Annotated in this window: 20 protein-coding genes; 16 read left to right on the top strand and 4 right to left on the bottom strand. The window is 71.1% G+C overall.

What is annotated here, in order from left to right; all coding sequences use genetic code 11:
- The first annotated feature begins 387 nt into the window (after window positions 1-387).
- From hutU to hutI, 4 genes are all read left to right on the top strand, one after another.
- Window positions 388-2049: a urocanate hydratase gene (hutU, locus tag ACWCQ6_RS20345; RefSeq protein ID WP_451091037.1), complete on the top strand. Its 1662-nt coding sequence runs from the start codon at window positions 388-390 to the stop codon at window positions 2047-2049.
- Window positions 2050-2189: 140 nt separating this feature from the next.
- Window positions 2190-3401, top strand: a complete 1212-nt coding sequence (locus ACWCQ6_RS20340; protein WP_451091047.1) for an allantoate amidohydrolase — start codon at window positions 2190-2192, stop codon at window positions 3399-3401.
- A complete protein-coding gene (locus ACWCQ6_RS20335; protein ID WP_451091035.1) occupies window positions 3392-4780 on the top strand; it encodes a formimidoylglutamate deiminase in 1389 nt (462 codons plus the stop codon). The genes ACWCQ6_RS20340 and ACWCQ6_RS20335 overlap by 10 nt, the downstream gene beginning before the upstream one ends.
- A 32-nt stretch (window positions 4781-4812) precedes the next feature.
- Window positions 4813-5985 (top strand): imidazolonepropionase, encoded by a 1173-nt coding sequence (gene hutI / locus ACWCQ6_RS20330; RefSeq protein WP_451091033.1) that lies wholly within the window; start codon window positions 4813-4815, stop codon window positions 5983-5985.
- A 195-nt stretch (window positions 5986-6180) separates the two neighbouring features.
- Here hutI and ACWCQ6_RS20325 read toward each other — a convergent pair whose 3' ends face one another.
- The gene (locus tag ACWCQ6_RS20325; RefSeq protein WP_451091045.1) at window positions 6181-7206 is read right to left on the bottom strand and encodes an RNA polymerase sigma factor SigF; all 1026 of its coding nucleotides are present in this window, start codon (window positions 7204-7206) and stop codon (window positions 6181-6183) included.
- A 283-nt stretch (window positions 7207-7489) separates the two neighbouring features.
- On the opposite strand from ACWCQ6_RS20325, the gene ACWCQ6_RS20320 reads away from it, so the two are divergent.
- The 6 genes from ACWCQ6_RS20320 to ACWCQ6_RS20295 all read left to right on the top strand — a co-directional run bounded on the left by ACWCQ6_RS20320 (window position 7490) and on the right by ACWCQ6_RS20295 (window position 12985).
- Window positions 7490-7858 (top strand): STAS domain-containing protein, encoded by a 369-nt coding sequence (locus tag ACWCQ6_RS20320; protein ID WP_451091031.1) that lies wholly within the window; start codon window positions 7490-7492, stop codon window positions 7856-7858.
- Between the two features lie 203 nt (window positions 7859-8061).
- The gene (locus tag ACWCQ6_RS20315; protein ID WP_451091029.1) at window positions 8062-8571 is read left to right on the top strand and encodes an ATP-binding protein; all 510 of its coding nucleotides are present in this window, start codon (window positions 8062-8064) and stop codon (window positions 8569-8571) included.
- Window positions 8572-8762: 191 nt separating this feature from the next.
- On the top strand, window positions 8763-9434 hold the full coding sequence (locus ACWCQ6_RS20310; RefSeq protein ID WP_451091043.1) for a peptidase: 672 nt from the start codon (window positions 8763-8765) through the stop codon (window positions 9432-9434).
- Between the two features lie 46 nt (window positions 9435-9480).
- The gene (locus ACWCQ6_RS20305; RefSeq protein ID WP_451091027.1) at window positions 9481-10446 is read left to right on the top strand and encodes a COG1470 family protein; all 966 of its coding nucleotides are present in this window, start codon (window positions 9481-9483) and stop codon (window positions 10444-10446) included.
- Complete coding sequence (locus tag ACWCQ6_RS20300; RefSeq protein ID WP_451091025.1) at window positions 10443-11603, top strand: hypothetical protein; 1161 nt, start codon at window positions 10443-10445, stop codon at window positions 11601-11603. The genes ACWCQ6_RS20305 and ACWCQ6_RS20300 overlap by 4 nt, the downstream gene beginning before the upstream one ends.
- Before the next feature lie 38 nt (window positions 11604-11641).
- The gene (locus ACWCQ6_RS20295; RefSeq protein WP_451091041.1) at window positions 11642-12985 is read left to right on the top strand and encodes a hypothetical protein; all 1344 of its coding nucleotides are present in this window, start codon (window positions 11642-11644) and stop codon (window positions 12983-12985) included.
- Between the two features lie 218 nt (window positions 12986-13203).
- Here ACWCQ6_RS20295 and ACWCQ6_RS20290 read toward each other — a convergent pair whose 3' ends face one another.
- Window positions 13204-14694, bottom strand: a complete 1491-nt coding sequence (locus tag ACWCQ6_RS20290) for a peptide MFS transporter (RefSeq protein ID WP_451091023.1) — start codon at window positions 14692-14694, stop codon at window positions 13204-13206.
- Window positions 14695-15185: 491 nt separating this feature from the next.
- Here ACWCQ6_RS20290 and ACWCQ6_RS20285 point away from each other — a divergent pair, with 491 nt between their 5' ends.
- Both ACWCQ6_RS20285 and ACWCQ6_RS20280 read left to right on the top strand, forming a co-directional pair.
- On the top strand, window positions 15186-15863 hold the full coding sequence (locus ACWCQ6_RS20285) for a response regulator transcription factor (protein ID WP_072488330.1): 678 nt from the start codon (window positions 15186-15188) through the stop codon (window positions 15861-15863).
- Window positions 15864-15951: 88 nt separating this feature from the next.
- Window positions 15952-17217 (top strand): ATP-binding protein, encoded by a 1266-nt coding sequence (locus ACWCQ6_RS20280; protein ID WP_451091021.1) that lies wholly within the window; start codon window positions 15952-15954, stop codon window positions 17215-17217.
- A gap of 17 nt (window positions 17218-17234) precedes the next feature.
- Here ACWCQ6_RS20280 and ACWCQ6_RS20275 read toward each other — a convergent pair whose 3' ends face one another.
- Window positions 17235-17783 carry a GtrA family protein gene (locus tag ACWCQ6_RS20275; protein ID WP_451091019.1) on the bottom strand — a complete coding sequence of 183 codons (549 nt, stop codon included), beginning with the start codon at window positions 17781-17783 and terminating at the stop codon, window positions 17235-17237.
- Window positions 17784-17956: 173 nt separating this feature from the next.
- Between ACWCQ6_RS20275 and ACWCQ6_RS20270 the strand changes: the two genes are divergently transcribed.
- Genes ACWCQ6_RS20270 through ACWCQ6_RS20260 form a run of 3 tightly spaced genes read left to right on the top strand, consistent with a single transcriptional unit; the run spans window position 17957 to window position 20832 of the window.
- Window positions 17957-19096, top strand: coding sequence for a 5-(carboxyamino)imidazole ribonucleotide synthase (locus ACWCQ6_RS20270; protein WP_451091017.1), 1140 nt, complete (start codon window positions 17957-17959; stop codon window positions 19094-19096).
- Window positions 19093-19632, top strand: a complete 540-nt coding sequence (purE, locus tag ACWCQ6_RS20265; RefSeq protein ID WP_451091015.1) for a 5-(carboxyamino)imidazole ribonucleotide mutase — start codon at window positions 19093-19095, stop codon at window positions 19630-19632. Before ACWCQ6_RS20270 ends, purE begins: the two co-directional genes overlap by 4 nt.
- Window positions 19633-19638: 6 nt before the next feature.
- A complete protein-coding gene (locus tag ACWCQ6_RS20260; RefSeq protein ID WP_451091013.1) occupies window positions 19639-20832 on the top strand; it encodes a dipeptidase in 1194 nt (397 codons plus the stop codon).
- Between the two features lie 50 nt (window positions 20833-20882).
- Here ACWCQ6_RS20260 and ACWCQ6_RS20255 read toward each other — a convergent pair whose 3' ends face one another.
- Complete coding sequence (locus ACWCQ6_RS20255; protein WP_451091011.1) at window positions 20883-21245, bottom strand: VOC family protein; 363 nt, start codon at window positions 21243-21245, stop codon at window positions 20883-20885.
- A gap of 144 nt (window positions 21246-21389) precedes the next feature.
- On the opposite strand from ACWCQ6_RS20255, the gene ACWCQ6_RS20250 reads away from it, so the two are divergent.
- A complete protein-coding gene (locus ACWCQ6_RS20250) occupies window positions 21390-21899 on the top strand; it encodes a CGNR zinc finger domain-containing protein (protein WP_451091009.1) in 510 nt (169 codons plus the stop codon).
- The last annotated feature ends 88 nt before the right edge of the window (window positions 21900-21987 follow it).

Raw genomic sequence — 21987 nt, 5'->3', positions numbered from 1 at the left:
CGGGACTCGGGCTCCATCGGCTGTCTCGTCCCGGTGCGCAGTCCGAGTGCTCGGATCACAGGTGCCTCCCCATAGGTGTGCGAGCCGACGGGGCGGAGCGGTCGAGGGTGCGTGGACGCCCCTCCCGGCCCGGCTCGGCGTGCCGTGTTCGCTGTGCCCATGAGGCTACGCAACGTGCTTTCCCCCGTAGAGAGTTCGGGCACTTTCCATCAGCAATTGCCGGAGCGTACGGATGCGCGCGGAGGGCGCGCGACGGGAGTGCTCGGGCGACGTTGTGCGCGGGCGGGCGCGAGTCATTGCCCATGCGACGGCGCAGGGGTGTTGACTACGACTATTCAGGCCATCAGGATGTGAATAGAAGGTTTACAGTCGCGAGGAGGCACCGCCATGTCAGGACCCCGCCCCGTACGGGCACCGCGCGGTACGGAACTGAGCGCCCTGGGATGGCAGCAGGAGGCCGCCCTGCGCATGCTGCAGAACAACCTCGACCCCGAGGTCGCCGAGCACCCCGACAAGCTCGTCGTCTACGGCGGCACCGGCAAGGCCGCCCGCGACTGGCGCTCCTTCGACGCGATGGTGCGCACGCTGCGGACGCTCAAGCAGGACGAGACGATGCTCGTCCAGTCCGGCCGCCCGGTCGGCGTCATGCAGACGCACGAGTGGGCGCCGCGCGTCCTGATCGCCAACTCCAACCTGGTCGGCGACTGGGCGAACTGGGAGGAGTTCCGCCGCCTGGAGGCGCTCGGGCTCACCATGTACGGCCAGATGACCGCCGGATCGTGGATCTACATCGGTACGCAGGGCATTCTGCAGGGCACCTACGAGACCTTCGCCGCCGTCGCGGCGAAGAAGTTCGGCGGGACGCTGGCCGGCACGATCACGCTGACCGCCGGACTCGGCGGCATGGGCGGGGCCCAGCCGCTCGCCGTGACCATGAACGACGGCGTCGCGATCTGTATCGACTGCGACCCGCGCGCCATCGAGCGCCGGATCGGGCACCGCTACCTGGACGTGCGCGCCGACTCCCTGGAGCACGCGCTCCAGCTGGCCACCGAGGCGCGGGACGCCCGCAGGCCGCTCTCCATCGGCCTGCTCGGCAACGCGGCGGAACTGCTGCCCCGGATGCTCGCCGAGGGCGCCCCGATCGACATCGTCACCGACCAGACCAGCGCCCACGACCCGCTGTCGTACCTCCCGCTCGGGGTCGACTTCGACGACATGGCCTCGTACGCCGCCGAGAAGCCCGCCGACTTCACGCAGCGCGCCCGGGAGTCGATGGCCAAGCACGTCGAGGCGATGGTCGGCTTCATGGACGCCGGGGCCGAGGTCTTCGACTACGGCAACTCCATCCGTGGCGAGGCCCAGCTCGCGGGCTACGACCGGGCCTTCGACTTCCCGGGCTTCGTGCCCGCCTACATCCGGCCGCTCTTCTGCGAGGGCAAGGGCCCGTTCCGCTGGGCCGCGCTCTCCGGCGAGGCGTCGGACATCCACAAGACCGACAAGGCGATGCTCGAACTCTTCCCCGAGAACGAGTCGCTGCACCGGTGGATCAGGATGGCCGGCGAACGCGTCCACTTCCAGGGGCTGCCCGCCCGGATCTGCTGGCTCGGCTACGGCGAGCGAGACCGGGCCGGTGAGCGGTTCAACGACATGGTGGCGAGCGGCGAGCTGGCCGCACCGCTGGCCATCGGGCGCGACCACCTGGACTGCGGCTCCGTGGCCTCCCCGTACCGGGAGACCGAGGCGATGCTCGATGGGTCCGACGCGATCGCCGACTGGCCGCTGCTGAACGCCATGGTCAACGTGGCCTCCGGGGCCTCCTGGGTCTCCATCCACCACGGGGGCGGCGTCGGCATGGGGCGCTCCATCCACGCCGGACAGGTGACCGTCGCCGACGGCACGAAGCTCGCGGGCGAGAAGATCCGCCGGGTGCTCACCAACGACCCGGGCATGGGCGTCATCCGGCACGTCGACGCCGGGTACGACATCGCGGAGTCGGTCGCCGCGGACAAGGGCGTGTGTGTGCCGATGACAGAGGACGGACAGTGAGCCTTCCGTCCGGGAACGCGAACGCGAGCGCGAACGGGGCCGGGGCCGTGGCCGCGGGTACGGCCGCGGCCGGGGGCAGGGCCGGTGGCGGCGCCGGTGCGGGCGCCGCGGCCGGTGGCGGCCCGGCGTCGTTCCAGGCCATGTGGCGGGAGCTCCTGCCGGTCGGCCGGCACCGGGACAGCGGGGGCTACCGCCGCTACGCCTGGACCGGGGCCGACGCCGACTGCCGCGCCTGGTTCCGGGCGCAGGCCGAGGCGCGCGGGCTCAGCTACGAGGTCGACCGGAACGGCAACCAGTGGGCCTGGCTCGGCGACCCCCTCGCCGGGGACGCCGTCGTCGCCGGATCGCATCTCGACTCCGTACCGGACGGTGGTGCCTTCGACGGGCCGCTCGGTGTGGTCTCCTCCTTCGCCGCGCTCGACGAACTCCGCCGCAGAGGAGCGGAGTTCACCCGGCCGCTGGCCATCAGCAACTTCGGTGACGAGGAGGGGGCCCGCTTCGGGCTGGCCTGTGTGGGCTCCCGGCTCGCCGCCGGACAGCTGACCGTGGAGGCCGCCCACCGGCTCCGCGACGGCGACGGCATCACACTGCCGCAGGCCATGGAAGCGGCCGGATACGACCCCGACACCATCGGCCCGGACCCCGAACGGCTCGCCCGCATCGGCGCGTTCGTCGAGCTCCACGTCGAGCAGGGCCGGGCCCTCGACCTCACCGGCGACCCGGTCGGCATCGCCTCCGCGATCTGGCCGCACGGACGCTGGAGGTTCGACTTCCGGGGCGAGGCCAACCACGCGGGCACCACCCGCCTCGCCGACCGGCGCGACCCGATGCTCACCTACGCCGAGACCGTGCTGGCCGCCCGCCGCGAGGCGGAGCTCGCCGGGGCCCTCGCCACCTTCGGCAAGATCTCCGTCGAGCCGAACGGGGTCAACGCCATCCCCTCCCTCGTCCGTGGCTGGCTCGACTCCCGCGCCGCCGACCAGCAGGCTCTCGACGCCGTGGTCAGCGGTGTCGAACGGGCCGCCAGGGAACACGCCGAGCGCGCCGGGATCGACCTCGATGTCGTACGGGAGTCCTTCACGCCCGTCGTCGAGTTCGAGCACGCCCTGCGTGACGAGCTCGGCAAGATCCTTGCGGGCCGGGACGGCGGCGCCGGCCGGACGGTACCCGTCCTGGGCACCGGAGCCGGACACGACGCGGGTATTTTGTCCGCTTCGGTCCCCACCGCCATGCTGTTCGTACGGAACCCCACCGGGATCTCGCACTCGCCGGCCGAGCACGCGGGCGAGGACGACTGTGTGGCCGGGGTGATCGCACTCGCCGACGTACTGGAAGGTCTCGCGTGCAGCTGACAACGCAAACGAACGGGCCCAGGGCCGCCACCGTGACGTACTGGCTGTCCCACGCCTGGCTCGGCAACCACGTCGAGCCGGGCGTCGCCCTGGACGTGTCCGGCGGGCTGATCGCGGGCGTCCGCACCGGTGTCGCCACCCCGCCGCCGGGCGCCACCGTACTGCGCGGGCTCACTCTTCCCGGGCTCGCCAACACCCATTCGCACGCCTTCCACCGCGCCCTGCGCTCCACCGTCCAGGTCGGCTCCGGCACCTTCTGGACCTGGCGCGAGATCATGTACCAGGTCGCCGCCCGGCTCACCCCCGACTCGTACTACGACCTCGCCCGTGCCGTGTACGCCGAGATGGCGTTGGCCGGCATCACCGCGGTCGGCGAATTCCACTATCTGCACCACGCGCCGGGCGGCACCCCGTACGACAACCCGAACGCGATGGGCGAGGCCCTGATCGCGGCGGCGGGCGAGGCCGGCATCCGGATCACGCTGCTGGACACCGCCTACCTCTCCGCCGGATTCGGCAAGCGGCCCACCCAGTACCAGCAGCCCGACCGGCACCAGCTGCGCTTCTCCGACACCACCGCGGACGCCTGGGCCGAACGCGCCTCCCTCCTCAAGGACGGCGAGCACGCACTGATCGGCGCGGCCGTCCACTCCGTGCGCGCCGTGCCCGCCGCGCAGCTCGCCACCGTGGCCGCCTGGGCCGAGGAGCGGCAGGCCCCGCTCCATGTCCACCTCTCCGAGCAGACCGCGGAGAACGACGCCTGCCTCGCCGCCCACGGCTGCACCCCCACCCGGCTCCTCGCCGACCACGGGGTCCTCGGCCCGCGCACCACCGGCATCCACAACACCCACCTCACCGCCGAGGACATCGCGCTCCTCGGCTCCTCGGCGACCGGCACCTGCATGTGCCCCACCACGGAACGCGACCTCGCCGACGGGATCGGCCCGGCCGTCGCCCTCCAGCGCGCCGGCTCGCCGCTCTCCCTCGGCAGCGACAGCCACGCCGTGATCGACCTCTTCGAGGAGGCCCGCGCGATGGAGCTCGACGAGCGCCTGCGCACCCGGGCGCGCGGTCACTGGACGGCGGCCGCCCTGCTGCGCGCCGCGACCGTCGACGGACACGCGGCGCTCGGCCGGCCGGAGGCGGGCGTCATCGAACCCGGTGCGCCCGCCGATCTGGCGACCGTCGCCCTGGACACCGTCAGAACAGCGGGACCGGCGCCCCGACTCGCGGCCGAAGCGGTCGTATTCGCCGCCTCCGCGGCCGATGTGCGGCACACGGTCGTGGCAGGACGGCACATCGTCCGCGACGGGCGGCACGCACTCGTCGAGGACGTACCCGCAGCACTCGCCTCGGCCATCGCCGCCCTGCACGGCTGAGACCGGATTCCCGCAAGGAGAGCAGCACCCCGATGACGACGACCGCCATCACCAACATCGCCAGTCTGGTCACCAACGACCCCTCCCTGTGCGCGGATTCCCCCCTGGGCTCCATCCAGGACGCGGCCGTCGTCATCGAGGGCGACCGGATCGTCTGGACCGGTGAATCAAGCAAAGCACCCGCCACTGACAACGCCGTCGACGCAGGCGGCCGGGCGATGATCCCCGGCTTCGTCGACTCCCACTCCCACCTGGTGTTCGCGGGCGACCGCACCGAGGAGTTCAACGCCCGGATGTCCGGCCGCGCCTACAGCGCGGGCGGCATCCGGACCACCGTCGCCGCCACCCGCGCCGCCACCGACGAAGAACTCGCCGCCAACGTCGCCCGCTACCTCGCCGAAGCGCTGCGCCAGGGCACCACCACCTTCGAGACCAAGTCCGGCTACGGCCTCACCGTCGAGGACGAGGCCCGCGCCCTGCGCATCGCCGCCCGGCACACCGAGGAGGTCACCTACCTCGGCGCCCACATCGTCTCCCCGGACTACGCCGACGACCCGGCCGGCTACGTCGACCTGGTCACCGGGGCGATGCTCGACGCCTGTGCCCCGTACGCCCGTTGGATCGACGTCTTCTGCGAGAAGGGCGCCTTCGACGGCGACCAGGCCCGCGCGATCCTGACCGCCGGCATCGCGAAGGGCCTGCACCCCCGCGTCCACGCCAACCAGCTCGGCCACGGCCCCGGCGTCCAGCTCGCCGTAGAACTCGACGCCGCGTCCGCCGACCACTGCACCCATCTCACCGACGCCGACGTCGACGCTCTGGCCCAGGGCAGCACGGTCGCCACCCTGCTGCCCGGCGCCGAGTTCTCCACCCGCGCCACCTGGCCCGACGCCCGCCGCATCCTCGACGCGGGGGCCACCGTCGCACTCTCGACCGACTGCAACCCGGGCTCGTCGTTCACATCCTCCATGCCCTTCTGCATCGCCCTCGCCGTTCGGGACATGGGCATGACGCCGGACGAGGCCCTCTGGTCCGCCACCGCGGGCGGCGCCGCGGCCCTGCGCCGTACGGACATCGGCCGCATCGCCCCCGGCGCCCGCGCCGACCTGGTGCTCCTCGACGCGCCCAGTCATGTCCACCTCGCCTACCGGCCGGGTGTTCCGCTGGTCCACGCGGTCTGGCGGCGCGGCGAACGCGTCGCCTGAGAGGCTGTCGGGTGACCCCTGGGCAAACCACGGCGCCCAAACGGCGCGGCGTGGGCCCACTGTGCCCGCCCGGCGCCGCGTGGACCCACTGCGCCCGCCCGGGGCGGCCGAGCCCGTGACGCGGCGTCAAACATGCGGAAGGACCCGCACCGTTGCCGGTGCGGGTCCTTCCGTGCCGTTTCGGCGCCTGCCCGTTCACTCCTCCAGCATCAGGCCCTTGCGCAGCTTGATCAGCGTCCGGGAGAGCAGCCGCGACACATGCATCTGGGAGATGCCCAGCTCCTCACCGATCTCCGACTGTGTCATGTTGGCGACGAACCGGAGCGAGAGGATCCTCCGGTCCCGGCGTGACAACGAGGCGATCAGCGGCTTCAGGGACTCGACGTACTCGATGCCTTCGAGTCCGTGGTCCTCGTAGCCGATGCGATCCGCCAGCGCTCCCTCGCTCTCGTCCTCCTCGGGCTTGGCATCCAGCGAGCTCGCGGTGTACGCGTTGCTCGCGGCCATGCCCTCGACGACCTCGTCGTGGGTGATGCCGAGGCGGTCGGCGAGCTCGCCCACGGTGGGCGATCGGTCCAGTCGCTGGGCGAGCTCGTCGCCCGCCTTGGCCAGGTCGAGCCGCAGCTCCTGCAGTCGGCGCGGGACGCGCACCGACCAACTGGTGTCGCGGAAGAAGCGCTTGATCTCGCCGACGATGGTCGGCATCGCGAACGTGGGGAACTCCACGCCGCGACTGAGCTCGAAACGGTCGATCGCCTTGATCAGGCCGATGGTGCCGACCTGGACGATGTCCTCCATCGGCTCGCTGCGGGAGCGGAACCGGGAGGCGGCGAACCTGACCAGCGCCAGGTTCAGTTCGACGAGCGTATTGCGTACGTACGCGTACTCGTGAGTGCCCTCTTCGAGGGATTCGAGCCGTGCGAAGAGCGTCTTCGACAACGCCCTGGCGTCCAAGGGTCCCACCTCGTCGAAGGGCGGGATCTCGGGAAGTCCTTCGAGACCGTCACTCGTGCCGTGGTCGTCGGCGCCGATGCGGTCGTGGCCACCGATGTGGCCGGTGTCACTGGTGCTGATGGTGCTGGTACCGGTGCTGCTGGTGGTACCGGTGCTGCTGCGGGTGCCGTCTTCGGCGGTCGCGGCAGGGGAGTCTGAGTGGGTCAGTCCCTGAGGACATGCTGACGTCGCGGTGTGGGGACGCGGTCCGTCGAGCCGGGGCGACATGGTCTCCTCCATCGTTCTCGGCATATGGCTGCCGATGCCCATACGTGTTCCTGCGGTGAAGCGGCGCCTCCGAAGCCGGTCGTGTTTTGGGTGTCCCCCTACCCTTACCCGCTCCGGACGGGCAGTTACAAGCGCCAAATGGCGCTATATGTCCGGTTTGTTGAGGTCTTTGGGTATCGCGTGGCGCACAGACCGCGTACTGTTTCAAGAACGTCAGAGACAGCACATACGCATCTGCGCACGCTGAGGCGCAGGCAGTGACGAACGGCGAAGAGGGACGGGCATGGACCGCGGGACGGTCGGCAATGCGAACCGGGGTCGGCTTCAGGTCGAGGTCCGGACCGAAGGGCGCAGCGAGGTCGTGAAGCCGGTGGGTGAGCTGGACCACCACACGGCGGATCTCCTGCGGGAGCCGCTGGAGCGCGCGGTCGAGCAGGGCCGAGTGCGCCTGGTGGTCGACTGCTCGGGCCTCGAATTCTGTGATTCCACCGGGCTCAATGTGCTGCTCGGTGCCCGCCTGAAGGCGGAAGCGGCCGGGGGAGGGGTCCATTTGGCCGGCATGCTGCCGGTGGTGGCGAGGGTCTTCGAGATCACCGGGGCGGAGGCGGTCTTCACCGTCCACGACTCCCTCGAAGCGGCCTTGGACACGTGACCGCGGCGCGTGTCGCGGCCCCGGGCACCCCAGGTGTTGCCCGTGTCACGCGATCCGCGCGGATGAAGCGGGTGTTGTCACGATTCGGCCGGGCAGAAGACATCCGGCGGGGCCACGGGCGACCCGCGCACGCTGTATCCGTAACTGCTTGATATCCGTAACTGTTCGATGGCGACATGGTGAATCGGTGAGGTGAAGCGCTGATGAGCACCACCCGGCAGCATCCGCCGGGCGACCTCGGCGGGGAGCCGCAGGGCGCCGGCGTGGACGCGGGCACCGGCGCGCCCTCCTCCGAGCCGGCCGAGTGGCAGTGGCGCACCCTGTCACTGCGGGGTGTCGCCGGCGTCGTGCCGACCGCCCGCGACTTCGCCCGCCAGGCGCTTCACGAATGGGGCTGGCTCCCCGCGACGAGCGCCGACGGCCGGGCCGCCGCCGAGGACGTCCTGCTGGTCGTCTCCGAGCTGGTCACCAACGCCTGCCTGCACGCCGACGGCCCCGATCGGATGCGTATCGCCTGCACGGCGAAGGTGCTGCGGGTGGAGGTCGTCGATTCGGGCGCGGGGCAGCCCGCGCCGCGCACTCCGCACCGGGCCGGGCGGCCCGGCGGACACGGCATGTTCATCGTGCAGCGGCTCTGCCTGGACTGGGGCGTCCTGCGGGTGCCCGGCCGGTCCGGGAAGACCGTCTGGGCGGAGCTGGCCGCCCCCGCGTAGGCGGAGGGACGACCCGGGGCGTACCGCCCCCGCCGTTTGCACCACCGAAGAGCGCGCCGGATCGGCGCGCTCTTTGTCTTCCCTCCACAAGGCGCCGGGCGTACCTTGAGCGCCCGATCTGATGTGTCGTCAGTAACTTGCGTCGGTCAGCACCGGCGCGTGCGGCGACTTCCGGCATGAGGGGGACTCAGGTGTCCTACCAGAAGCGAACAGCTCTCGCGCTGGCGTCCGCGCTGGCGGGCACGGTGGTGCTGATGGCCGCGCCCGCCGCCCACGCCACGGTCGTGGACGTCGACTACAAGTGCAAGACCCCGATCGGAGACAAGAGCGCCGTGTCTCCCATCGACATCAAGAGCGTCAAGAGCGGCGGCGGTTACCGGCTCACGATGTCCTTCCAGAAGGGCGTCTCCTCCAGCCCCGTCGAGCTGGGCAAGGGTGCGATGAGCCCCAGCGCGGTCATCCGGGTGGGCGGCGCCGACCCGGGCCAGGTCCAGGTCTCCGGCCCGCCGAACTCCGCCGCGATACCCGCCAACACCCCCATCAAGATCAGTGACCTGTCGGGTACGTACACCCCGAAGAAGAGCGGCAAGGTCGACTTCACCGCCGGGGTGCTCACCATCAAGGCGCTCGGTACGACCACGACATGCACCCCCTCCAACAACCCGGGACCGTCGCTCCAGCTCGATGTGACGGCCGCGGGCAAACCGCAGACCACCCCGGACGACGGCGGCGGGCAGCTGCCGAAGACCGGCCCGCTCGACTCGGCCGTGGCACTCGGCACGCTGGGCGGCACGGTGCTGCTGGCCGGTGCGGCCGGGGTGCTCTGGCTGACCAGGCGCGGGCAGGGGGCCGTGAGCCGATAGGCGTTGCCGGACCCAGCCGCCGCCGTCACGCACCAGGGAGCAGCCCATGCCGTCGCCGACCGGTCACGCCGCCCGACTCGCCCTTGCCGTACTGCTGTGCGCCCTCGCCATGACACCGGTGACCGCCGCCGCGACGGGGCCCGCGTCGCACCCGGGCGCCACTGGGTGGACGGCACGGCCCGCGGTGAGCGGCTCCGGCACGGGTGGCAGACCGTACTTCTATCTGGAGGGCCCGCCCGGCACCGTGCTGCAGGACCGGCTCTCCGTCACCAACCCGGGCCGGTCCCCGGTCACCGTACGGCTGAGTGGCGCCGACGGTGCCGGGGGCAACGGCGCCACCGGGACCGGGCGCTGGCTGCGGACCGCCGCCGGCGAGGTGACCGTCCCGGCCCGCACCCGGGCCGATGTGCCGTTCACCGTCACGGTGCCGGCCGGTGCGACGCCCGGCGACCACTCCGGCGCGATCGTCGTGCGCGGCGGTGACCGCTCGGTGGACGTACGGGTCCGGCTGCGGGTCGGCGGGCCGACGCTGGCCGCGCTCACCGTCGAGGACGTCACGGTGTCCGGGCGGGCCATCCACTACACGCTGGTCAACCGGGGCAACGCGGTTCTCGCGCCGCGGATCGCGGTCCGCGCCGACGGGGTGTTCGGGGCGCTGCTGCGACGTGAGGCCCGCACCCTGCCGGTGCGGGTGCGGCCCGGACAGCGCGTCAGGCTCACCGAGCCGTGGCGGGACGTCCCCGCGCTCGACTCGGCGACCGTACGCCTGCGCGTCACGGCGGCGGGCGGCGCACACGGCGAGGCGACGGCCCGCGCGGTCTTCGTCCCGTGGGCACCGCTGACCGCCGGCGTGCTGCTGGTCCTGGGCGCCGCCGGCGCGGGCGCGTACGCCCTCCGGCGCAGGCGGGCGCGCGACCGGCGGCCGGACGACGACGAACGGCCCGGACGGTCACCGGGCGACCTACAGCACTCCGGGAGCAGACACTTGGCGAAGGCGGGAGCGGAATCGTGACTGGACAGGCCGGACCGGCAGCACCCCGCAGCGCCCATCACCGGTGGGCCGCCGCGCTGTTCGTCGCGCTGCTCGCAGCACTGCTGTCCGCCCCGCCGGTGCTCCCCGCGACCGGGGCCGAGGCGGCGGTGGTGAGGGCCGCAGACGCGAAGCCCGGGGTCACCCTCTCCAAGCAGCAGGCGGGCAAGGGCGGCGAGATCACCGTGAAGGGAAGCGGCTGGCGCCCGAAGGCACTGCTGATGATCCTGATCTGCGGGCGCTCCGCACCGGACCGCGGTGTGATCGGCGGGACGAACTCCTGCGCCAACGCCGAGGGCAGGGCCGTCACGACCGACGCCAAGGGAGCCTTCCGCAAGAAGACGCCGGTCGCCGAACCGCCCGTGCCCTGCCCCTGCGTGGTGCATGTCGCCACCGTCACCGGCGAACAGGCCACCGCCGACGCCGTGTTCGTCGTCGCGGACCACCCGCTCGCCGCGCTGCCGAAGGAGACCGGGGGCGGCAGGCTCGCGGTGCTCGCCACCACCCGGCTGGAGGGCGACAGCGGGATCCTCACCTGGTTCGGCGCCCCGCCCGCCCGGAATCTGGTCTTCACCGTGGGCAACCTCGGCTCCGACCCCGTCAAGGACCCGGTCTTCGAAATCGGCACCGCGCACGGCGTCTTCGCCCCGCAGTGGGAGGAGCGGCAGTGGCGAGGCACCATCGCCTCCGGCCGCAAGGCGCAGATCGAGCTGCCGGTCGAACTGACGGCGGGCGCCCACGGCGACTACCAGGTCTCGCTCAAGTACGGCGGCAAGGTGCTGGCCGAACAGCCGTGGGGGGTCGGCCGCCCCTGGGGCGTCACACTCTTCTGGATCCTGCTGTGCCTCGTCGTACCGGCCGCCGTGTTCCGGATCGGCATGGCGATCGTCGACAAGGTACGGCCCCGCTCCTCGCGCGCCCCGGGCCGCGCCGGACGCCGCCGCCCGCCGGGACCGGCCGACGCCGCCGCGAAAACCCCGAAGCGCCGCCGCGCCCGGGGGACCGCCGCCGGAACCGGAGTCGCGCCCACCGGCGGTCCGCCCGCCGACGGTCCGTCCACCACCACGGCCACGCTGCCGTGGTTCACACCCGATTCCGCACCGTCAGAGAACAGACCGACGACGAAGGGACATTCGTGAGTACGCAACGCAGGACGGTCGCGGCGGGAGTCGCGATGATGCTCGGCGGCGCGGGCTTGGTGCTGGCCGCGAGTCCGGCCCAGGCCGCCGACGTCTCGTACAGCACGGAGTGCATTCCGCCGCCCATCTCGGGGCTGCCGGCCGTGCAGGGGACCACCAGGGTGCAGCTGACCGCGCCCGCCGAGGCGAAGGTCGGGGACACCGTCGAGGTGGTGTGGAAGACGGTCGAGGCCGCTTCCAAGAACCCCGATGTGCTCGATCTGGACAAGGACACGGTCAAGCCGACCGGCACGCTCAAGGTGGGCGGCGCCGCCACAGGCACAGTGAAGATGGAAGGGCCGCGGCAGAACCCGCCGATCCCCAAGAACAGCGCCATGGTGCTGCCCGACATGAAGGGCACGCTGAAGCTGGAGAAGGCCGGTGAGATCACGCTGACGCCGGATGCGTACAACATCAACGTCTCCAAGCCGATCTCCACGGACACCAAGTGCACCCCGAAACAGACCGTCCAGCCGGGCGTGACCATCAAGGTCACGGACGGCGGCGGCTCCACCACCACGGGCGGTACGACGAGCGGCTCGACCACCGCGGGCGGTACGACCTCCGGCTCCACCACCGCCGGCGGTACGACCTCCGGCTCGACCTCGGGCTCCACCACCGCGGGCGGTACGACGACGGGCGGCGACTCCGGCTCCTCGACCTCGGGCTCCGGTGGCGGCAGCGGACAGACCGACTTCCCCGGCAAGGAGGTCGCGGTCCACTTCGCCTGTACGTCCCCGGGACCGGCCGACATCTCCTCCAAGGTGACGATCAACGCCAAGAAGAGCGGCGGCAGCTACGCCCTCACGGTCAAGACGGCCAAGGGCGTGATGGACAGCCCGGCCGCGCTGCCGGCCGGCGCGCTCAAGCCGTCGATGGACATCACCCTGGGCGGCGCCGACAAGGGCTCGGTGAAGGTCACCGGCCCGGCCAACGCCGAACCGCTGGAGCAGGGCAAGCCGGTCGACCTGTCCGACATGACCGGCACCTACAGGCCCGGCGCCTCCGGCAAGTCCACGCTCAGCCCCGGCACCCTGACGATCGACGTCACCCTGGGCGCCTCGAAGATCAACATCCCGTGCAAGGTGAAGGGCTCGGTGACCCCGTCGCTGGAGCTCGACACCACCGCCCAGCAGGGCGGCGCCTCCGGCTCCGCCACCTCCGGCTCCACGGGCGCGGGCTCCGCGGCCGGCGGCACGGCCTCCGGCGGCGGACTGGCCGCCACCGGGGCCGAGGACACCGGCACCCTGCGCGCCCTCGGACTGGTCGCGGGCACGGCGATCCTGCTCGGCGGTGCCGTGTTCACCTTCACCCCGTGGCGCAGGCTGCGCGGCACCAGGTGAACCGGCTCCCGTGACCACGGCACAGGGGCCGCGACAGCCGTAGCAATGGCACAGGGGTCGCGACAGGCGTGACCACGGCACAGGGGCCGCCGCACCGGTCGACGGTGCGGCGGCCCCTGTGTGCGGGCAGAAGGCGATCAGTGCGTCAACGCAGCGGCGCATCAACGCAGCGGCGCGTCAACGCATCAGTGCATCGGCACATCAGTCCATCAAGTGCGTCAGCGCACGTCGCCCATGAGCTGGCTGACCTTCTTGCGGTACATCCAGATCGAGAACGCCGCGACGATCGCGAGCGTCGCCTCCAGACCCACGATCCCGGTCTTGTTCAGGTCGACACCGGCCAGCGACAGCAGGCTGGTGGTGCAGTCGCCCGCGGTGACCGCGAGGAACCAGACACCCATCATCTGGCTGCCGTACTTCGCCGGCGCCATCTTCGTGGTGACCGACAGGCCGACCGGGGAGAGGCAGAGCTCGCCGACGGTCTGCAGGAAGTAGATCGACACCAGCCACATCGGGCTGACCTTGTCGCCGTCCGTCGTCATGGTCAGCGGCAGCATGAAGACGAGGAAGGAGACGCCGACCAGGAAGAGACCCGAGCCGAACTTGACGACCGTGCTGGGCTCCTTGCCGCGCCGGTTCAGCGCCAGCCATATCCAGGCGACGACCGGGGCCAGCGCCATGATGAAGACCGGGTTGATCGACTGGTACCACGAAGTCGGGAACTCCATACCGAACAGGCTGTTCGTGGTGGAGGACTCACCGAAGAGCGACAACGTGGAGCCGCCCTGGTCGTAGATCATCCAGAAGATGGCTGCGGCGACGAAGAACCAGATGTAGCCGGACATCTTCGACTGCTCGGTCTGCGAGAGATCACGGTCGCGCTTGATCCGCACCAGTACGGCGATCGGAATGACCAGGCCGGCGACGGTGATCGGAACGAGCGCCCAGTTCAGCGTGTACACATCGGTGGCGACGAGCACACCGTAGAAGACGACGGCGACGACCAGCCACAGCAGACCCTTGCGCAGGGTCGTACGGCGTTCCTCGGCCGACAGCGGCATCGGGACGACGCTGCTGCGGGCGCTGAGGTGGCGCGTACCGATGAGGAACTGGGCCAGACCGAACGCCATGCCGGCCGCGGCGAGGGCGAAGCCGAGGTGCCAGTCCACCTTCTCGCCGATCGTGCCGATGATCAGCGGAGCGGCGAAGGCACCGAGGTTGATGCCCATGTAGAAGATGGTGAAGCCACCGTCGCGACGCGGGTCCTCCGGACCGTCGTAGAGGTGGCCGACCATCGTCGAGAGGTTGGCCTTCAGCAGACCTGAGCCGAGTGCGACCAGTGCCAGACCGGCGAAGAAGGTGCCGGAGCTGGGCAGGGCCAGAGTGAGATGGCCCGCCATGATGATCGCGGCCGAAATGGCGACCGTCTTGCGCGGCCCCCAGACCCGGTCGCCGAACCAGCCGCCGGGCATGGCGAGCAGGTACACCATCGCCAGATAGATGGAGTAGATCGCGGTGGCTTTGGCCGCGTTCATGTCCAGGCCGGAATTGGAGACCAGGTAAAGCGGAAGCAGGGCCCGCATGCCGTAGAAGCTGAAGCGCTCCCACATCTCGGTCATGAAGAGAGTGGCCAGGCCGCGGGGGTGGCCGAAGAAGGTCTTCGCGGATCCAGATGTACTGGCCGGGTCCTTCGTCAGGCTGGACGCCATGGTCGATCCTTGTGTGCTCGGGACGCAACGCCTTGTCGGCGTGGTGCGCCCGGTGGGGGGAGGCCGGCACCGGCACGGGCGTGCCCCACCCCTCACGCCCGGGAGGGGATTCGTCCCGCTCGCCGGATTTATTAGGGAGCCGGCGGTAGGGGACGGGGAGCGACCGTGTCGGGATCCACGCCCGGTGCGCATCCTTACGCTCCGGGCCCGGCCACAGGTCATTCACTGATTCCATGACTGGCGGGTACCAGTCGGCCAACAAAAGAGACCCTTGGCGCTAAGAGCTGCCCAAAGGTCCTTGAGTGGTGCAACAGGCGTCGAGCCACCATACGCCACGACAGAGTCCGATATGAATGGACTTGAGAGATGGATCACAGGTCCTGATGGGGTCGAATTCCCATATTCAAAGGCGCCCACTCGTTTATCTCGCAGACCCGCAGGGCTTTTGGATCACCTCACGGCAGCCACTCCGCGCGGACTACCATCACTGCATGACCCGTGTACTGCTCGCCGAGGACGATGCATCCATCTCGGAGCCGCTGGCCCGCGCACTGCGTCGGGAGGGTTACGAGGTCGAGGTCCGCGAAGACGGGCCGACCGCACTCGACGCCGGCCTCCAGGGCGGAATCGACCTGGTCGTGCTCGACCTGGGTCTGCCCGGGATGGACGGCCTCGAAGTTGCCCGCAGGCTCCGTGCCGAGGGTCACACCGTGCCGATCCTGGTGCTGACCGCCCGCGCCGACGAGGTGGACACCGTCGTAGGCCTCGACGCGGGTGCCGACGACTACGTCACCAAGCCCTTCCGCCTCGCCGAGCTGCTCGCCCGGGTCCGCGCCCTGCTGCGCCGCGGCGCCACCGAGCCCGCGCCCCAGCCCGCGACGCACGGCGTCCGGATCGACGTCGAGTCGCACCGCGCCTGGATGGGCGAGGAGGAACTCCAGCTCACCGCCAAGGAGTTCGACCTGCTGCGGGTCCTGGTCCGCGACGCCGGCCGGGTCGTCACCCGCGACCAGCTGATGCGAGAGGTCTGGGACACCACCTGGTGGTCGTCGACGAAGACCCTCGACATGCACATCTCATGGCTCCGCAAGAAGCTCGGCGACGACGCCGCCAACCCCCGCTACATCGCGACCGTACGGGGCGTCGGCTTCCGCTTCGAGAAGAGCTGACGTTCCGAGGAGGGAGCGACGTGCCGGGAAGAGACGACCCGCTGGCAAGAGGCGACCTGCTGGGAAGAGCTGACGTGCGGAAGCATTCATGCGCCGCAGACTGATCAATTCCACGCTCGCGGTGGTGCTCGTGGTGATCGCCGTCTTCGGGGTCTCCCTGGTCATCGTCGAGACCCGCACCATCAGCAACAGCGCGCAGGAGAGCGTCGACTCCGAGGCGCTTCGGCTGATCAGCGCCGTCGAGAGCCGGCTGCTGGAGGACGAGCGGATCACCTCGGCGCTGCTCTCCCAGCAGCTCACCAGCAAGCGCTACGCCCTGATCGAGATCCCTGGCCGCCCCCCGCTCGAAATCGGCAAGCGCCCCACCGGCAATGTGATCAGCGGCACCGCCGAGGGGGAGCACGGCGAGAAGGTCACCGTCGAGGAGTCCAGCTCCGCGGTCACCCGCGAGATCGGCCGCACCCTGATGATCATCGGCGCGGTGGCGCTGCTGGCCATCGTCTCCGCCGTGCTGCTGGCCGTACGCCAGGCCAACAGGCTGACCTCACCGCTGACCGACCTGGCCGAGACCGCCGAGCGCCTGGGCTCCGGCGACCCGCGCCCGCGCCACAAGCGGTACGGGGTGCCGGAGCTGGACCGGGTCGCCGATGTCCTGGACGCCTCCGCCGAACGGATCGCCCGGATGCTGACCGCGGAACGCAGGCTGGCCGCCGACGCCTCCCACCAGCTCCGTACGCCGCTCACCGCGCTCTCCATGCGGATCGAGGAGATCTCGGCCACCGACGACCCGGACACGGTGAAGGAGGAGGCGAACATCGCCCTCACCCAGGTCGAGCGGCTCACCGACGTGGTGGAGCGGCTGCTGACCAACGCCCGTGATCCGCGTACCGGCTCCGCCGTCGTCTTCGATCTCGACGAGGTCGTCAAGCAGCAGATCGAGGAGTGGCGTCCCGCCTACCGGAGCGCGGGCCGCGCCATCGTCCGCTCCGGCAAGCAGGGGCTGCGGGCCGTCGGCACACCGGGTGCGGTCGCCCAGGTGCTGGCCGCGCTGATCGAGAACTCACTGATGCACGGGGGCGGCACGGTCGCGCTGCGCACCCGGGTCACCGGCAACCAGGCGGTCATCGAGGTCACGGACGAGGGCCCCGGGGTTCAGCCCGATCTGGGCGCCCGGATCTTCGAGCGGACGATCAGCGGCCGCAACTCCACCGGCATCGGCCTCGCGGTGGCCAGGGACCTCGCGGAAGCGGACGGCGGCCGCCTCGAACTGCTCCAGCAGCAGCCCGCGGTCTTCGCCCTGTTCCTCAGCCGGGTGGCCCTGAAGAGGCAGGAACCGGAACGCCCGGTGCGGTGAGCGGCGGGGGAGGCCCGCTATCGCCGTACGGAATCCGCCCCTACCTGCGGCACCGGCTCCGTGCCCCCCTGCTTCAGGAACCTCTCGGCCCCACCGGCCACGGGCTTCTCGGCGGCCGGCGCGGGCTTCTCCACGGGCAGCGCCTTGAACACCCACGTCCGGTAGGACCAGAAGCGGAACAGGGTCGCGATGCCGATCCCGAGGATCTTGAAGACATTGCTCTGGACCGGGCTGTCCCAGCCGAAGCCGTACGTCGCCACGTACAGCACACCGGTCTCGATGACCGCGCCCGCCCCGCTGAACAGCAGGAACAGCGTCAGCTCACGGGTCCGTCCGCTCTTGTCGCGGTCCCGGTACGTCCAGTAGCGGAAGCCCAGGTAGTTGCCGAGGACGGCGACGAGGGTGGCCAGCAGACCGGCCCGTACCGTCGGGATGCTCGTGTAGCGCCAGAGCAGGTTGGACACCGAGATGTTGACCACCAGGCCGACCGCGCCGACCGCACCGAACTTGGCGACTTCCCGGGCAAGCAGCTCCAGCCGCGCCCGTAGTGCGCCCCGTTCGCTCATGGTGATCGCTCAGCCTGTCTGTCGGAAACGTCAACCCGGTCATGCTAACCAGCCCGTCCTCGCCCCGCCCGTGGATGCAGTGACTGGTGTGGCGATGCTGTGACACGGCTGCCGGACCGGGCGGCCGGAGGGCGTCGTCGGGAGCGCCCCGGGGCGGCGGATACCCTGGAGAAGTGACGTTCCCGGTAGTCGGCATGGTCGGTGGCGGTCAGCTCGCCCGAATGACCCACGAGGCGGGCATCCCCCTCGGCATCAAGTTCAAGCTCCTCAGTGACACCCCCCAGGACTCGGCGGCCCAGGTGGTGAGCGAAGTCGTCGTCGGCGACTATCGCGACCTGGACACGCTGCGTGCCTTCGCGCGCGGCTGTGACGTGATCACCTTCGATCACGAGCACGTACCGACCGAGCACCTGCGGGCCCTGGAGGCGGACGGCATCCCCGTGCGCCCGGGACCCGACGCGCTGGTGCACGCCCAGGACAAGGGGGTGATGCGCGCGAAGCTCACCGAGATCGGCGCGCCCTGCCCCCGCCACCGCATCGTGAAGGACCCGGCCGATGTCGCCGCCTTCGCCGAGGAGACCGGGGGCTTCCCCGTCGTCCTCAAGACGGTCCGCGGCGGTTACGACGGCAAGGGCGTCTGGGTGGTCCGCTCCGAGGCGGACGCGGCGGAGCCCTTCCGGGCCGGGGTCGCGGTCCTGGCGGAGGAGAAGGTCGACTTCGTACGGGAGCTGGCGGCCAACATCGTCCGCTCACCGCACGGCCAGGCCGTCGCCTACCCGGTCGTCGAGTCGATCCAGGTCGACGGGGTCTGCGACACGGTGATCGCCCCGGCCCCCGAGCTGGACGAGCGGCTCGCCGGCGAGGCCCAGCAGCTGGCTCTGCGCATCGCCTCCGAGCTCAATGTCGTCGGCCACCTCGCGGTCGAACTCTTCGAGACCCGTGACGGACGCATCCTCGTCAACGAGCTGGCCATGCGCCCGCACAACTCCGGTCACTGGACGCAGGACGGCGCGATCACCTCGCAGTTCGCCAACCACGTCCGCGCCGTGCTCGACCTGCCTCTCGGCGACCCGCGCCCGCGCGCCACCTGGACGGTCATGTCCAATGTCCTCGGCGGCGACTTCCCGGACATGTACCAGGCGTATCTGCACTGCATGGCCCGCGACCCCCAGCTCAAGATCCACATGTACGGCAAGGACGTGAAGCCCGGCCGCAAGGTCGGACACGTCAACACCTACGGCGACGACCTGGCGGACGTGCGGGAGCGCGCCCGGCACGCGGCCGACTACCTGCGAGGAACGATCACCGAATGACTTCCCCCGCCACTGCCGCACCGCTTGTCGGCATCGTCATGGGCTCGGACTCCGACTGGCCCGTCATGGAAGCGGCGGCCAAGGCCCTCGACGAGTTCGAGATCCCGTACGAGGTCGACGTCGTCTCCGCCCACCGCATGCCGCACGAGATGATCGCGTACGGCGAGCAGGCGGCGGACCGCGGCCTCAAGGCGATCATCGCGGGCGCGGGCGGCGCCGCCCACCTGCCCGGCATGCTCGCCTCCGTCACCCCGCTGCCCGTCATCGGTGTGCCGGTCCCGCTGAAGTACCTCGACGGCATGGACAGCCTTCTCTCCATCGTGCAGATGCCCGCCGGTGTGCCGGTCGCGACCGTCTCGGTCGGCGGCGCGCGCAACGCGGGCCTGCTCGCCGCCCGCATCCTCGCCGCCCACGACGGCGAGCTGCTGGCCCGGATGCGGGAGTTCCAGCAGGAGCTGAACGACCAGGCGACGGAGAAGGGCAAGCGGCTCCGCAGCAAGGTCCAGGGCGCCGACTCCTTCGGCTTCGGGAAGTAGGCGAAAGTGACGCAGCTGGAGCGGGCGAGGGAACTCCTCGCCGAGTACCCCGTCGTCGACGGGCACAACGACCTGCCGTGGGCGCTGCGCGAACAGGTCGGCTACGACCTCGACGCCCGCGACATCGCCACCGACCAGTCCGGCCATCTGCACACCGACATCCCCCGGCTGCGCGCGGGCGGCGTCGGCGCCCAGTTCTGGTCCGTCTACGTACAGTCCGACATGGCGGGCGACGAAGCCGTCAGCGCCACCCTGGAACAGATCGACGTGGTCGCCGAGCTGATCGGCCGCTACCCCGCCGACCTGCGGCGCGCCCTGACCGCCGACGACATGGAGGCGGCCCGCGCCGAGGGCCGCATCGCCTCCCTGATGGGCGCCGAGGGCGGCCACTCCATCAACAACTCGCTGGGCACCCTGCGCGCCCTGCACACCCTGGGCGTCCGCTACATGACGCTCACGCACAACGACAACATCGCCTGGGCGGACTCGGCGACCGACGAGCCCGGCGTCGGCGGCCTCTCGCCGTTCGGCCACGAGGTCGTACGGGAGATGAACCGCACCGGCATGCTGGTCGACCTCTCCCATGTGGCGGCCAGCACGATGCGCGACGCGCTCGACACCTCCACGGCGCCGGTGATCTTCTCGCACTCCTCGTCGCGGGCGATCTGCGACCACCCGCGCAACGTCCCGGACGACGTCCTCGGCCGGCTTCCCGCCAACGGCGGCATCGCCATGGCGACCTTCGTACCGAAGTTCGTCCTGCCGGAGGCGGTCGCCTGGACCCGGGCCGCGGACGAGAACCTGCGTGCGCACGGCCTGCACCACCTCGACACCACCGCGCAGGCGATGGAGATCCACGCCGCCTTCGAGGCGGCCAACCCGCGCCCGATGGCCACCGTGGCGACCATCGCCGACCATCTCGACCACATGCGCGAGGTCGCCGGCGTCGACCACATCGGCATCGGCGGCGACTACGACGGAACGGCCTTCCTCCCCGACGGCCTCCAGGACGTCGCCGGCTACCCGAACCTGATCGCGGAGCTGCTCGGCCGCGGCTGGTCCACCGCCGATCTCGCCAAGCTCACCTGGCAGAACGCCGTACGGGTGCTGCGTGACGCCGAGAGCGTCGCGCGCGAGCTGCGCACCCGCCGCGGCCCGTCGCACGCCACGATCGAGCAGCTGGACGGCGCGACCGTCTGAAGACGTTGACGTGTGGGGGCGGCCCCCGGGGCGCCCCCACACGTCAACCACTACCCCGCGCAGAGGCAGAACGGGTGCCCCGCCGGGTCCGCGTACACCCGGAAGCTCCGCTCCCGGTCCTCCGCCTCCAGCACGGTGGCGCCCAGCGCGAGCGCCTCCTTCTCCGCCGCGTCCGGATCCGCCACGGTCAGATCCAGATGGACCTGCTGCGACGCCTCCGCGCTCGGCCACCGCGGCGGTACGAAACCGGGCGCGGCCTGGAACGCGAGGAGTGTGCCCCCGATGCCGGTCAGCTCCACCCAGTCCTCCCCGTCGGGCACGATCTCTCCGCCGAGCAGGCCTGCGTAGAAACCGGCGAGCGCGGCCGGGTCGGGGCAGTCCAGAACTACCGATCCCAGGGTGGCGACAGCCATGACAATTCCTCCTCGGGCAGATGGATGCGGTTGGTTACCCGTAGAAGCCTTCAACAGGTAACCGTTACTGCATGCTGCCGCAAAGGAAGTAACGTCGCAACCATGAGGTCGCAATCGTGAGGTCGCAGTCATGAGGTCGCAGTCATGAGTGAGAAGGAACCCGCGCCCGGTGCGCTCGCGCTGATCGAGGCACTGGTCAACACGCTGGACGTCGAGACGGGCGCGGACACTCTCGACACGGCGGACGGACGCGCCGCCTTCGGCCTCACCGAACCCGAGGTCCCGGACGCACGCGCCCTGCGCGAGGCGCTCCGTACCGCCTGCCTCGCCCACGCCGGCCACCGCTCGCCGGACGACGCCGCGGCCACGCTCGACCGGCTCCTCGCCGAGGCGCCCCTGCGCGTCACCGTGGACGCGGCGGGCGCCGCCGCACTGCGCCCCGCCACCGAACCGGCCGGGCTGACCGCACGCATCGCGTCGGCCATCGCCACCGCGGCGGCCGAGGGCACCTGGGCCCGGCTCAAGGCCTGCGAGGCGGAGGACTGCCGCTGGGCCTACTACGACCGCAGCCCGGCGGGGCGCCGCCGATGGTGCTCCATGTCGGTGTGCGGCGCCCGCGCCAAAATGCGCACCTACCGCGCGAAGCGCGGCTGAGGCTGTCCCGCAATCCCCGGTGGGCACGCGACGACAGCCACGGCACTTACGGGACAGCCCTCAGGCCAGGGCCTGGGGTCTTTCTCTC

Source organism: Streptomyces sp. NPDC001880, assembly GCF_053594575.1.
The sequence above is the reverse complement of the archived record's forward strand: the minus strand, read 5'-3'. Positions and strand labels throughout refer to the sequence as shown.